Source organism: Citrobacter sp. 50677481 (assembly GCF_001463265.1).
GTDB classification, from domain to species: domain Bacteria; phylum Pseudomonadota; class Gammaproteobacteria; order Enterobacterales; family Enterobacteriaceae; genus Citrobacter_A; species Citrobacter_A sedlakii.
Genome location: NZ_LNHZ01000001.1, coordinates 459,253 through 471,825, shown reverse-complemented (window position 1 = coordinate 471,825; position 12,573 = coordinate 459,253). Strand labels below are relative to the sequence as shown.

Annotated in this window: 10 protein-coding genes; 7 read left to right on the top strand and 3 right to left on the bottom strand. The window is 56.0% G+C overall.

Going from position 1 to position 12,573, the window contains the following annotated elements; translation table 11 throughout:
- Positions 1-372: 372 nt before the first annotated feature.
- The 4 genes from ssaA (at position 373) to APU02_RS02345 (ending at position 3,136) form a co-directional block, all read left to right on the top strand.
- Positions 373-474 (top strand): small effector SsaA, encoded by a 102-nt coding sequence (gene ssaA / locus APU02_RS25700; protein ID WP_042286124.1) that lies wholly within the window; start codon positions 373-375, stop codon positions 472-474.
- A gap of 120 nt (positions 475-594) precedes the next feature.
- Entirely contained in the window at positions 595-1,995 is a 1,401-nt protein-coding gene (locus APU02_RS02355) for a cytochrome ubiquinol oxidase subunit I (RefSeq protein ID WP_042286123.1), read from the top strand.
- The gene (cydB, locus tag APU02_RS02350) at positions 1,995-3,005 is read left to right on the top strand and encodes a cytochrome d ubiquinol oxidase subunit II (protein WP_060569117.1); all 1,011 of its coding nucleotides are present in this window, start codon (positions 1,995-1,997) and stop codon (positions 3,003-3,005) included. Before APU02_RS02355 ends, cydB begins: the two co-directional genes overlap by 1 nt.
- The gene (locus APU02_RS02345) at positions 3,005-3,136 is read left to right on the top strand and encodes a DUF2474 domain-containing protein (RefSeq protein WP_060569116.1); all 132 of its coding nucleotides are present in this window, start codon (positions 3,005-3,007) and stop codon (positions 3,134-3,136) included. Before cydB ends, APU02_RS02345 begins: the two co-directional genes overlap by 1 nt.
- A 10-nt stretch (positions 3,137-3,146) precedes the next feature.
- On the opposite strand, the gene APU02_RS02340 is transcribed toward APU02_RS02345, so the two are convergent.
- The 3 genes from APU02_RS02340 to prpR form a co-directional block, all read right to left on the bottom strand.
- On the bottom strand, positions 3,147-3,779 hold the full coding sequence (locus APU02_RS02340; protein WP_060569115.1) for a LysE family transporter: 633 nt from the start codon (positions 3,777-3,779) through the stop codon (positions 3,147-3,149).
- Between the two features lie 130 nt (positions 3,780-3,909).
- The gene (locus tag APU02_RS02335) at positions 3,910-6,510 is read right to left on the bottom strand and encodes an autotransporter outer membrane beta-barrel domain-containing protein (RefSeq protein ID WP_060569114.1); all 2,601 of its coding nucleotides are present in this window, start codon (positions 6,508-6,510) and stop codon (positions 3,910-3,912) included.
- 627 nt (positions 6,511-7,137) lie between these two features.
- A complete protein-coding gene (gene prpR, locus APU02_RS02330) occupies positions 7,138-8,733 on the bottom strand; it encodes a propionate catabolism operon regulatory protein PrpR (protein ID WP_042286118.1) in 1,596 nt (531 codons plus the stop codon).
- A gap of 248 nt (positions 8,734-8,981) precedes the next feature.
- Here prpR and prpB point away from each other — a divergent pair, with 248 nt between their 5' ends.
- Genes prpB through APU02_RS02315 form a run of 3 tightly spaced genes read left to right on the top strand, consistent with a single transcriptional unit; the run spans position 8,982 to position 12,571 of the window.
- Positions 8,982-9,860: a methylisocitrate lyase gene (gene prpB / locus APU02_RS02325; protein WP_042286117.1), complete on the top strand. Its 879-nt coding sequence runs from the start codon at positions 8,982-8,984 to the stop codon at positions 9,858-9,860.
- A gap of 52 nt (positions 9,861-9,912) precedes the next feature.
- Positions 9,913-11,082 carry a 2-methylcitrate synthase gene (prpC, locus tag APU02_RS02320; RefSeq protein ID WP_060569113.1) on the top strand — a complete coding sequence of 390 codons (1,170 nt, stop codon included), beginning with the start codon at positions 9,913-9,915 and terminating at the stop codon, positions 11,080-11,082.
- A gap of 37 nt (positions 11,083-11,119) precedes the next feature.
- Positions 11,120-12,571, top strand: a complete 1,452-nt coding sequence (locus APU02_RS02315; protein ID WP_060569112.1) for a bifunctional 2-methylcitrate dehydratase/aconitate hydratase — start codon at positions 11,120-11,122, stop codon at positions 12,569-12,571.
- Positions 12,572-12,573: the final 2 nt, after the last annotated feature.

Sequence of the window (12,573 nt, the reverse complement as noted above, 5' to 3'; positions counted from 1 at the left end):
TCGGTGACAAAGGCTACAGCGACACCTCGGCGATGCTCGGCATTAAAGCGTCGTTTTAACGGAACGGCCCGGTGGCGCTGCGCTACCGGGCCTGTAAACAATCATGTAAGCCGGATGAGGCGCAGTTCACCGCCGCCATCCGGCTTTTATCCGAAAATCTCAAATTCCCACTGACACTATTTCCTTTCCCTCGCTTCGCTATTTTCTTGCCTTGAATATCGGGGCTTAGCGTCTATTCTTAATGGTCAGACAGGCTTGTTAACAGGCAATAAATGATGGCGCGAGGAAAATATCCAGAGCGTTGCCGAAGTCTATTTAAACGGTAACGATTGGTGATATTTGCATCGCGCGAAAATAACCGAAGGAGGCACTATGCTTTATCACCTTAACCGTTTCGCTGTCGAAAAAGATGATCCTTCCGAAGCCCCGGAATCCGGCGATAAGCCAGACAGCACGCCAAAGAAAAAATCCTGACCGGGTGAATTTCTCCCCCCTGTTTTAACGTGGGGGAGTATTTTTACGCTTCGCTTAACGTTTAATTATTGGATGTCGTTGTCTCTATGCGCAGGTATCGTCATATAAACGGGAGAAAATATGGATATTGATGCGTTTTTGCTGGCAAGAATCCAGTTTGCCTTTACCGTTTCGTTTCATATTATTTTCCCGGCTATCACTATTGGCTTAGCCAGCTATCTGGCTGTACTGGAAGGACTTTGGTTAAAAACAAATAATCCGGTCTGGCGTTCGTTATATCAGTTCTGGGTTAAAGTCTTTGCAGTGAATTTCGGCATGGGGGTGGTTTCCGGTCTGGTGATGGCTTACCAGTTCGGTACCAACTGGAGTGGTTTTTCGCAGTTTGCCGGCAGTATAACCGGCCCATTGCTGACCTACGAAGTGCTGACGGCTTTCTTCCTGGAGGCCGGTTTTCTGGGGGTGATGCTCTTCGGCTGGAACAAAGTCGGGCCGGGCCTGCACTTTTTCTCCACCTGCATGGTGGCGCTGGGCACGTTGATGTCCACCTTCTGGATCCTCGCGTCCAATAGCTGGATGCACACGCCGCAGGGTTTCGAGGTCATTAACGGTCAGGTGGTGCCGGTGGACTGGTTCGCCGTTATCTTTAACCCGTCATTCCCTTACCGCCTGCTGCACATGTCGGTGGCGGCGTTTCTGAGTAGCGCAATGTTTGTCGGCGCTTCGGCGGCCTGGCATCTGCTGAAGGGCAACGATACACCCGCAATCCGCAAAATGTTTTCCATGGCGCTGTGGATGGCGATGCTGGTGGCGCCGGTGCAGGCGCTGATTGGCGATATGCATGGTCTGAATACCCTTGAGCATCAGCCGGTGAAAATCGCCGCCATTGAAGGACACTGGGAAAACACGCCGGGCGAACCCACGCCGCTGACGCTGGTGGGCTGGCCGGATATGGACGCGGAAGAAACCCGCTATGCGCTGGAGATCCCCGCGTTAGGCAGCCTGATTCTGACCCACAGTCTCGACAAGCAGGTACCCGCCCTGAAGGATTATCCAAAAGATGAGCGCCCCAACTCAACCATCGTGTTCTGGTCGTTTCGTCTGATGGTGGGGATGGGGGTGCTGATGATTTTGCTGGGACTCGCCAGCCTGTGGTTGCGCTACAAAAACCGGTTATATCACTCCCGCCCTTTTATGCATTTCGCGCTGTGGATGGGACCATCAGGGCTGATCGCGATCCTCGCGGGCTGGGTGACCACCGAAGTTGGGCGACAGCCGTGGGTGGTTTACGGCCTGTTGCGTACCCGTGACGCGGTATCGGCGCACAGCACGCTACAGATGAGCATCAGCCTGTTGGCGTTCTTTGTGGTTTACTCGCTGGTGTTTGGCGTCGGCTATCTCTATATGATCCGCCTGATCCAAAAGGGACCGCAACCGCTGGAGGAACCGACCTCTGAAACCGATGGCCGCCCGGCACGTCCCATCTCCGCGGTGGGTGAACCGCTCGATCAGGAGAAACGCTGATGACGCTCGATCTGTCTGTAATCTGGTTTGCCATCATCGTCTTCGCCACCCTGATGTATATCGTCATGGACGGCTTCGACCTCGGGATTGGCATTCTGTTTCCGTTTATTCGCGATAAGCATGACCGCGACGTGATGGTAAACTCGGTCGCGCCGGTCTGGGACGGTAACGAAACCTGGCTGGTGATGGGCGGCGCGGGACTGTTCGGCGCGTTCCCGCTGGCCTACGCGGTGATTGCCGATGCGCTCACTATTCCGCTGCTGCTGATGCTGCTCGGGCTGATTTTCCGTGGCGTGGCCTTTGAGTTCCGCTTCAAGGCCACGGAATCACACCGCGCCTTCTGGGATAAATCGTTTATTGTCGGATCGATACTGGCGACCTTCTGCCAGGGGATCGTGGTCGGCGCGGTGGTCAGCGGTTTTCAGGTCAGTGGACGCGCCTTCAGCGGCTCGCAACTGGACTGGTTGACGCCGTTTAACCTGTTCTGCGGCCTCGGCCTGGTCATCACCTATGCATTACTGGGCGCGACCTGGCTTATCATGAAAAGCGAAGATCCGCTGCAAAGCCGGATGCGGCAGTTGGCCCGTCCGCTGTTGATCGTCCTGTTGCTGGTGATGGCGGTGGTCAGCCTGTGGACGCCGCTGACGCAGAGCGCGATTGCCGAACGCTGGTTCTCGCTGCCGAATCTGTACTATTTCCTGCCGGTTCCGCTGCTGGTCATCGTCTTCAGCCTGTGGCTGTGGCGCAGTCTGTATCGACCGGACTTTCATGCCCGCGCGTTTCTGCTGACCCTGGGGCTGATTTTCCTCGGTTTCAGCGGGCTCGGGATCAGCATCTGGCCGTATATTATTCCACCGGGGATCACCCTGCATGAAGCTGCCGCGCCGCCGCAAAGCCAGGGCTTTATGCTGGTAGGTGCGCTGATCATCATCCCGGTGATCCTGGCGTACACCTTCTGGAGCTACTACGTATTCCGCGGAAAAATCCGTCACGGAGAGGGATATCACTGATGGCGAAAATCAAAAAATGGTCCCACCGCGTGGTATGGCTGATCGCCATCTGGTGCGCCAGCGTTCTGCTGCTGGCGGCGGTCGGCGCGCTGTTCAGAGTGCTGATGACCTCTGCGGGCTTTCGTTCCTGAGCACAAAAGATTAGCGATGGGTTATGCCTTCGTAAATCAAGCGCAGGGCAAACAAACCGATAATTGCGCCAATAATTTTGCTGGCGACGCGCTGGATCCGCCCATACGCGCGACGGACCGCGGGTAACGAAAAGGCCTGGCTGAGGAAGACGCGCCAGATAATGGAAGAAAGCACGATGCCCGCCCAGGCCATCATCCGCGCCCATGTCGGCGTATCCGCGCTGAGCGTGACGGAGAAAATACTGATAAAAAACAACACCGTCTGCGGATTTGATAAATCGGTCAGCAAACCGCGACGGAAAAAGACCGTCCACGGCGCCGCCACCGGCTGCGCGAGCGGGCCCATTTGCGGTGTGTCCTGGCGGCGCAGGCTGTTCCATGCAAACCACAGGAGATAGGCGCCGCCGCCAATTTTTATCAGCGAAAACAGCGCCTCGCATTGCGTGATTAATGTTGCCATGCCAAACAGTCCCAGCCCCGAATAAAGCGCATCGCCAGCGGCGACGCCAAGTCCGGTAAGCACTCCGGCGCGCCGTCCGGAGGCGAGGCTGGTCTGCACCACGACAAAGAGATTCGCGCCGGGATTAAAAAAGGTCAGGACAAACAGGCTGACGGTAAGAAATACGGCATGTAAAGGGTCCATACACCACGCTTCTGTCAAATGAACGATCTGATGTCATCCTATTTTTCACCGACGGATGGCGATGCGAGGGGGATCACAAAGAGAGAAGGGAAGAGAAAAACCACCCGCGTTGCCGCGGGTGGCGCGTCTGTCAGAATGTATATTTCAACCCCAACATGCCTTGCGTATCGCTGTAACCCTTGTCGCCTACCTGCTGAGCGACGTTACCCCACAGTTGCAGGCGAGCGTTGAGTTGCCCTTCCACACCCGCTTTCAACTCGCCGATATTGCGCGTGCCTTTCACTTCACTGCGAATATCGTCCATCTTCACGCCATAGTTCTGGCTGTTGTAGATCCAGTTCGCTTCGACAAACGGCTGGAAGGTGCGCGTTTTACCGTCATCGATGGCATTATGGCCCTGCATAAAAGCTTTAATGCCCAGGCGCGTTTGCAGGTTGCCATCCGTTTCATCGACCACCCGGGTCCCGTTTTTCTCGGTATGATTGTCCGCCTGCACATCCATCCAGGTAAGCTGGGCTTTTGGCTGCAACCAGTAACGGGTACGCCCATCGCGACTGGCGCCGAGGCTGAAGGTATAGCCTGTTTCCAGCGAAGCGGTGATCCCGTCGGAATCATATTTCTCTGACGCCAGTCCCTGTCCGGATACGGTATTTTCAAACCAGTTATAGAGCACCCATGCGTCCAGATGGGCGCCAGTTTTGTCGGCGTCATTGGCGTACCATGTGCCATAAACGCCAGCGCTATATCCGCTGATCTCGCCGCGAGACGCGTAGCCCGTGAGACTGGCGTGACTGCGGCTCTTACTGTTCGCGTAACCGCCCATCAGACCCAGGTGCCAGCGATCCTGGCCGTCACTGCTCCATTGGGCAATGTCGCCGCCAAGCTGGATCACGTAGCGGTTACTTTGGGTGCTGATCTGGCCGGAGCTGTCTTTAAAGCGCTGATGACCGCCAACGTGTCGCATCCACAGGCTGGTCACTTTCTTTTCACCGGTTAACAGATCGGTGTATTGCGTCTCGCCCAAACGATCGTGCAGGCGAGTGTTAAACAGCGTATTGGCGGCAAGTGCGTTCGCCAGATAGCTACCCGTTTCCGGGCGATACTGATGCGTGCCTTCCGGCGCAGGTGGCACCGGAACATCGGGTTCTTCCGGCTGTTCAGGTTCTTCGGGGTCCACCGGTGGGACGGGGGGTTGTGGCGTCACGGAGGCCAGGCTGGTCAAATACCAGTTCTGGTTATCCCGTTTCGTCAGATCATAATCATACGCGCCCGCGACAATACGGCCTTCTTTCACAAAGCTGCCGGCCGACGCGCCTTCAACATTGACGACCTGGATGCCTTCAATTGTTTCCGCGCCGCTGCCGCCTGCGTTAACGATGCTCACGCGCGTCGTGCCTGAGGTATCGCCTTTCACCACCAGTTTGTCGGTCGCGGAAAGATCATCACCCAATGCGGTACGGAGGGACAGTAGCCCGTTGTTGCTGGCGTAATCGCCATTAATGGTCAACGTGGTGGGCGTAAACGTACCGTCAGACGGTGTGTCAGCCGACAGCGTCGCGTTTCCGTCAAGCACCAGCGAGTTAACCGTTTGAGAGTAACCATTCAGATCGAGACTGGCGCCGCTGTCGACAAGGTAGTCCGAGTTCGCGCTCAGCGTGTTAACCGCTCCGGCACGCAGTGTCCCACTGGCGACGTGGGTGTTGCCCCGGTAATTGCTCGCACCGGTCAGGGTGGACGTTCCCGAACCGAGATGATTCACCTCGCCGGTGCCGGTAATGTTGGCGCCAAGCACGAAATCATCGCTGTTATGGTTAAGGTTGAGCACCGCCGTGCTGACGCCGTCGGTATTCCCAAGATGAATTCGTGGAACGTTAATTGAACCTGCCGCCTGTTCGGTTTCTCCCTGCGCGCCGCCAATGTTCAGGATACCGGTGCTGCCTTCGCCCACCGCCAACCAGATAAGCGTGCCGGAGTTGATCGTCGCGCCATTGCTGACGGTCAGACTGCCGGTGGCGTCATTAGGCGTAGTGGTAAACCCGCCAAGATAGATGCCCTGGGCGACATTCAGCTGTGAATTTGCGCCGTCGACCCGCGTTTCGCCAGCGCCTTCGCGGTTTGAGTTCAGGGTATTGCCCACATAGCCAATGTTCATGTGTTCACTGAGGGTAAGCGAGCCGCCGTTGGTGATGGTCAGTTTGCCTTTTCCCTGATCGCCCACCACCGCCCAGTTGGACGATACAGACGAACCGGCTCCGTCGATGTTCACTTCTCCAGAGGCCTGTGCGGCGTATTCGCCGATCCGCAGTTCGTTAATCCCGCTGACGCGGCTGCCGCTGTTAACCACAAGCGTACCGGAACCGTCGTGGGTTCCCAGCACCAGATTTAGCCCTTTCAGTGTCCACGCGGCGCCGCTCTGGAGTGTGACGCTGCCCGTTGCATTGTTGCCAATCATCCCGGCGTCGGTGGTAATCGCCCGATTGTCAATGATCAGCGAGCCGTCGCTATTTTCACCCACCCGCAGGGAGCCAAAGCGATCCCAGGCCGGGTCTGTATTTTCAGATGCCGAGAGTAAGACATTATTATCGTTATTAATCGTAATAATGGCATTAGCGTCGGAAGGGGGGGGGAAGGTCAGCGCATTGATAGTATTTGCCGCTGCGGTTGAGGCCAGCGCCGCTGAAATTGCGAGAGATAACAAAGAAGAACGAAAATATAACGCGTGTTTTTTCATGATCACTCGTCCGTAAGTTTTAAAATAAAAGAAGTGATAAGCAACAATGCCTGTCTGTAATAACGGGCATTAATAGATTGCTTATATGTTTGCGTTCCTGCCTTTTAACTATTCGCTGTCAGTCAAAAAGTTTCAATCGTTTATTTATTACTCTCGCCTTACATTGATAGATTTAAACAATTAATTGCGTCATACAGACAGTACCGGGAACCGCATTTCCACCGTGTTTCATTATGATGCTTAATGTTTCCTTTCATGCCGGGGATGTGTTTACTATGCTGGAAAACAAGGTAAAACAAAGGGATGGTACAGGGTTGCGGTAAGTGAAATTACTCAAAGGTAGTTGGATAACATTAAAATATTCATCATTTGACCCTTGTGTAATCACGTAGTGGTATCATTAATTTTACGCTTTGTAAGCGCGCTTTTTAAATATTGCTTGATAAATGTCAATTTTTAATCAGTGACATATTTGAGAAATTTGTTTGTGCTTTTAGGATTATTATCAATTAAATGTTTTTTGCTTGCCGAATAATCTGATGACGGATGTAAGAATATATTTTGGCATCCGTTGGTTATCTATAAAGACGTCAGTTCCGATAAAAGTGAACATTCTGAAACGGGGGATTACTGTTTTAACCGCCGCCAGAATGTCGTGCGGCTTATACCAAGAAACTGAGCCGCGGCGGATTTATCGCCATTGAAGCGGTCGAGCGCTTCTCTGGCCGTCAGTCGTGTGGATGGAGATACGGCTTCGTCACGTTCTGACAGTTCCGGCAGCAGCCGCTGTAATAAATCCGCATCCAGCGTCGGCATGGGGTCGACGCTTAAAAACAGCGCCAGACGCTCCATCATATTGCGCAGCTCGCGGATATTTCCCGGCCACGGGTAGGTCACCAGAACGGCTGCGCTTTGCGCCAGACCGCTGCGGACGGTATCGGTAAACGGGACGTTCAGGGCAGCCAGCGACTGTTTTAAAAACCCCTCAGCCAACGCAGCGATATCGCCAGGGCGATCGCGCAGCGCAGGCAGAGCGAGGCGCAGAATGCTCAGGCGGTAAAAGAGATCGCGGCGGAACTGACCGTGTTTCATTGCCTCTTCCAGATTGCAGTGGGTGGCGCTGATCACCCGCACATCGATGGGGAGAGGATGATGACCGCCCACCCGGGTCACCTCTTTTTCTTCCAGTACGCGCAGCAGACGGGTTTGCAGGGGCAATGGCATCTCGCCTATCTCGTCCAGAAACAGCGTTCCGCCGTGGGCGATTTCGAACAGTCCGGCGCGCCCCCCGCGTCGGGAGCCGGTAAAAGCGCCCTCCTCGTAGCCGAACAGTTCTGCTTCCAGCAACGATTCCGTAATCGCACCGCAGTTCACAGCGACAAAAGGACGGGAGGCGATGTCGCTGCGAGACCCCGCGTGTACGCCGCTTTCGCGATGAATGGCCTGTGCGGCCAACTCTTTGCCGGTGCCGGTTTCGCCCTGAATCAGCACCGCGGCGCGGGAGCGGGCGTAGAGCATGATGGTCTGACGCACCTGTTCCATTTGTCCGGACGCGCCACGGATATCCTCCAGGGCATAGCGGGTACGCAGCGCCCGATCGGACGCGTAAGAGGCCGTTACGCGGGCGGTCATTCGCGTCAGATCCAGCGCATCGCTGAATCCCTGGCGCACTGTGGCCGCAGAATAGATAAAAATCGCCGTCATACCGGCTTCCTCGGCGAGATCGGTAATGAGCCCCGCGCCGACCACCGCCTCAATGCCGTTAGCCTTAAGTTCGTTTATCTGCCCGCGCGCGTCCTCTTCGGTGACGTAGCTGCGCTGTTCTAGTTGCAGACCAAATGTTTTCTGAAAGGCGATAAGCGCCGGCAGCGTCTCCTGATACGTCACCACACCGATCGAGGCGGTCAGTTTTCCCGCTTTCGCCAGCGCATGCAGTACGTCAAAACCGCTCGGTTTAATCAGAATCACTGGAACAGAGAGACGGCTTTTCAGGTACGCGCCGTTAGAGCCTGCGGCGATGATGGCGTCGCAGCGTTCGGTCGCCAGCTTTTTGCGAATGTAGGTTACCGCTTTTTCAAAGCCAAGCTGAATAGGGGTGATGGTCGCCAGATGATCGAACTCGAGGCTGATGTCGCGAAACAGGTCGAACAGCCGCGTCACCGAGACGGTCCAGATGACCGGTTTGTCGTCGTTGATCCGTGGAGGGAGAGGCGAAGCTGTCATAGCAAACCTAAACGTGAAGAGACCGAATAATGGGTTTAGCCTTGTTTCAATTATGTTGCAATGAAACAACGCGGAACATTTTATGAAACGTTAGCTGACACGCTTTTTTTCGCTATCTGCCAGCGGGATTTATCTATCGTATTGTCATATCAGTGTTTTTTATTTTTCTTAATCGGGTGCGGCACCTGGCATAGCCTTTGCTTTGTGGAGAGTAACGATGTTCACAACTTGATAACAAAGGATAAAATATGTCACGACACTCGCCGGGTCAGGCATTTCGCGCGGCCCTTACGCAAGAAAACCCGCTTCAGATAGTCGGCGCCATTAACGCTAACCACGCTCTGCTGGCACAGCGCGCAGGCTACCAGGCGATTTACCTTTCCGGCGGCGGCGTGGCGGCAGGATCGCTGGGGTTGCCGGATCTCGGGATCTCAACGCTTGATGACGTGCTGACCGACATTCGTCGCATCACCGACGTCTGCCCGCTGCCGCTGCTGGTGGATGCCGACATCGGTTTTGGCGCGTCGGCTTTTAACGTGGCCCGCACCGTAAGGTCAATGATCAAAGCCGGCGCGGCGGCGTTACACATTGAAGATCAGATCGGCGCTAAGCGCTGTGGTCACCGACCGAACAAAGCGATCGTCTCGAAAGAGGAGATGGTGGATCGCATTCGCGCGGCGGTGGATGCCCGAACCGATCCCGACTTTGTGATCATGGCGCGCACCGACGCCCTGGCGGTAGAGGGCCTGGACGCGGCGATAGATCGCGCGCAGGCCTACGTTGACGCGGGGGCCGACATGCTGTTTCCGGAGGCGATCACCGAGCTTGCCATGTACCGACAGTTTGCCGACGCGGTCAATGTGCCGATCCTCGCCAACATCACCGAATTCGGCGCGACGCCGTTGTTTACCACCGATGAACTGCGCAGCGCCCACGTGGCGATGGCGCTGTACCCGCTGTCGGCGTTTCGCGCGATGAACCGCGCGGCGGAACAGGTCTATAACGTGCTGCGTCAGGAAGGAACGCAAAAAAGCGTCATCGACATGATGCAAACCCGCAACGAGCTGTACGAGAGCATCAATTACTACCAGTACGAGGAGGCGCTGGACGCGCTGAACCGGAAGTAACGCTTCGCCCAGACCTCACTATCCTGCACATTACAATAATGACGAGGACAACATGACAGACTCGACGATCCTGCAAAACAACACACATGTCATTAAGCCGAAAAAATCCGTTGCGCTGTCCGGCGTACCGGCAGGCAATACCGCGCTGTGCACCGTCGGCAAAAGCGGCAACGATCTTCATTATCGCGGTTACGACATACTGGACCTCGCCCGGCACTGCGAATTCGAAGAGGTTGCCCATCTGCTGATCCACGGCAAATTACCGACCCGCGACGAGCTTCACGCGTATAAAATCAAACTGAAAGCGCTGCGGGGATTACCGGCCAACGTGCGCATCGTACTGGAAGCGCTGCCCGCCGCGTCGCATCCGATGGATGTCATGCGCACCGGCGTCTCGGCGTTGGGCTGCACCCTGCCAGAAAAAGAGGGCCACACCGTCTCCGGGGCGCGGGATATCGCCGACAAGCTGTTAGCGTCGCTCAGCTCTGTTCTTCTCTACTGGTACCACTACAGCCACAATGGTGAGCGCATCCAACCAGAAACCGACGACGACTCCATCGGCGGCCACTTTTTGCATCTGCTACACGGCGAGAAACCGTCAAAAAGCTGGGAAAAAGCGATGCACATTTCGCTGGTGCTTTACGCCGAGCACGAATTCAACGCCTCCACCTTCACCAGCCGGGTCATTGCGGGCACCGGGTCGGACGTCTATTCGGCCATTATCGGCGCGATAGGCGCACTGCGCGGGCCGAAGCACGGCGGAGCAAACGAAGTGTCGCTCGAGATCCAGCAGCGCTACGAAACGCCGGACGAAGCGGAAGCCGATATCCGCAAACGTGTGGAAAACAAAGAGGTGGTGATTGGCTTTGGGCACCCGGTTTATACCCTGGCCGACCCGCGTCATCAGGTCATTAAGCAGGTGGCGAAGCAGCTTTCTGAAGAAGGCGGCTCGCTGAAGATGTACAACATCGCCGATCGTCTGGAAACGGTGATGTGGGAAACCAAAAAGATGTTCCCCAACCTCGACTGGTTCTCGGCGGTGTCTTACAACATGATGGGCGTTCCCACCGAAATGTTCACTCCGCTGTTTGTTATCGCCCGCGTCACCGGCTGGGCGGCGCACATCATCGAACAGCGTCAGGACAACAAAATTATCCGACCTTCCGCCAACTATACCGGACCGGAAGATCGTCCGTTCGTCTCGTTAGACCAACGTTGCTGATTCACTCCCTCTGACCCTAACATGCAGGAACGCTTTTATGTCCGTACAAGAACTAAACGTCCGCCCGGAATTTGACCGCGAAATCGTTGATATCGTCGATTACGTGATGAATTATGACATCACCTCAACAGTGGCGTATGACACCGCGCATTACTGCCTGCTGGATACGCTCGGCTGTGGTCTCGAAGCGCTGGACTATCCGGCGTGCAAAAAACTTATGGGGCCGATTGTCCCCGGTACTCTCGTGCCAAACGGCGTGCGCGTGCCGGGCACGCAGTTTCAGCTCGATCCGGTTCAGGCGGCGTTTAACATCGGCGCGATGATCCGCTGGCTCGATTTTAACGATACCTGGCTTGCCGCCGAATGGGGGCACCCTTCTGATAACCTCGGCGGCATCCTGGCGACGGCGGACTGGCTGTCACGTAACGCGGTGGCGGCAGGCAAAGCGCCGCTGACCATGAAGCAGGTGCTGAGCGGGATGATCAAAGCTCACGAGATTCAGGGCTGCATCGCGCTGGAGAACGCCTTTAACCGCGTCGGCCTGGATCACGTGCTGCTGGTGAAAGTGGCGTCCACCGCCGTGGTGGCGGAAATGCTGGGGCTGACCCGGGACGAGATCCTGAACGCGGTATCGCTGGCGTGGGTCGACGGCCAGTCGCTGCGAACTTATCGCCATGCGCCGAACACCGGCACGCGGAAGTCCTGGGCGGCAGGCGACGCCACTTCCCGCGCGGTACGCCTGGCGCTGATGGCAAAAACCGGCGAGATGGGGTATCCGTCAGCGCTGACGGCGAAAACCTGGGGGTTCTACGACGTCTCGTTCAAAGGCGAAACATTCCGCTTCCAGCGCCCCTATGGCTCTTACGTGATGGAAAATGTGCTGTTTAAAATCTCCTTCCCGGCGGAGTTCCATTCGCAGACCGCGGTAGAAGCGGCGATGACCCTGCATGCGCAGATGCAGGCGGCGGGTAAAACTGCGGCGGATATTGAGAAGGTGACCATTCGCACTCACGAAGCCTGCATTCGCATCATCGACAAGAAAGGCCCGCTGAATAACCCGGCGGATCGCGACCACTGCATTCAGTACATGGTTGCCATCCCACTGCTGTTCGGACGTTTAACGGCGGCGGATTATGAAGATGGCGTGGCGCAGGATAAACGCATCGACGCTCTGCGTGAGAAGATAAGCTGTTTTGAAGACTCGCAGTTTACCGCCGACTATCACGATCCGGAAAAACGCGCCATCGCCAATGCCATCACCGTGGCGTTCACCGACGGTACGGCGTTTGATGAAGTGGTGGTGGATTACCCTATCGGCCACGCCCGCCGTCGCGCCGACGGCATTCCAAAGCTTATCGAAAAATTCAAAATCAACCTGGCGCGTCAGTTCCCGGCCCGTCAGCAGCAGCGCATTCTGGAAGCCTCCCTGGACCGAACCCGTCTGGAGCAGATGCCGGTTAACGAGTACCTCGACTTGTTCGTTATCTGAAA

What these genes read in the sequence shown, in the direction of transcription:
- prpC (WP_060569113.1), top strand. Translation starts at nt 9,913, where the DNA reads ATGACAGACTCGACGATCCTGCAAAACAACACACATGTCATTAAGCCG.
- ssaA (WP_042286124.1), top strand. Translation starts at nt 373, where the DNA reads ATGCTTTATCACCTTAACCGTTTCGCTGTCGAAAAAGATGATCCTTCC.
- APU02_RS02345 (WP_060569116.1), top strand. Translation starts at nt 3,005, where the DNA reads ATGGCGAAAATCAAAAAATGGTCCCACCGCGTGGTATGGCTGATCGCC.
- cydB (WP_060569117.1), top strand. Translation starts at nt 1,995, where the DNA reads ATGACGCTCGATCTGTCTGTAATCTGGTTTGCCATCATCGTCTTCGCC.
- APU02_RS02355 (WP_042286123.1), top strand. Translation starts at nt 595, where the DNA reads ATGGATATTGATGCGTTTTTGCTGGCAAGAATCCAGTTTGCCTTTACC.
- APU02_RS02335 (WP_060569114.1), bottom strand. Translation starts at nt 6,510, where the DNA reads ATGAAAAAACACGCGTTATATTTTCGTTCTTCTTTGTTATCTCTCGCA.
- prpB (WP_042286117.1), top strand. Translation starts at nt 8,982, where the DNA reads ATGTCACGACACTCGCCGGGTCAGGCATTTCGCGCGGCCCTTACGCAA.
- prpR (WP_042286118.1), bottom strand. Translation starts at nt 8,733, where the DNA reads ATGACAGCTTCGCCTCTCCCTCCACGGATCAACGACGACAAACCGGTC.
- APU02_RS02315 (WP_060569112.1), top strand. Translation starts at nt 11,120, where the DNA reads ATGTCCGTACAAGAACTAAACGTCCGCCCGGAATTTGACCGCGAAATC.
- APU02_RS02340 (WP_060569115.1), bottom strand. Translation starts at nt 3,779, where the DNA reads ATGGACCCTTTACATGCCGTATTTCTTACCGTCAGCCTGTTTGTCCTG.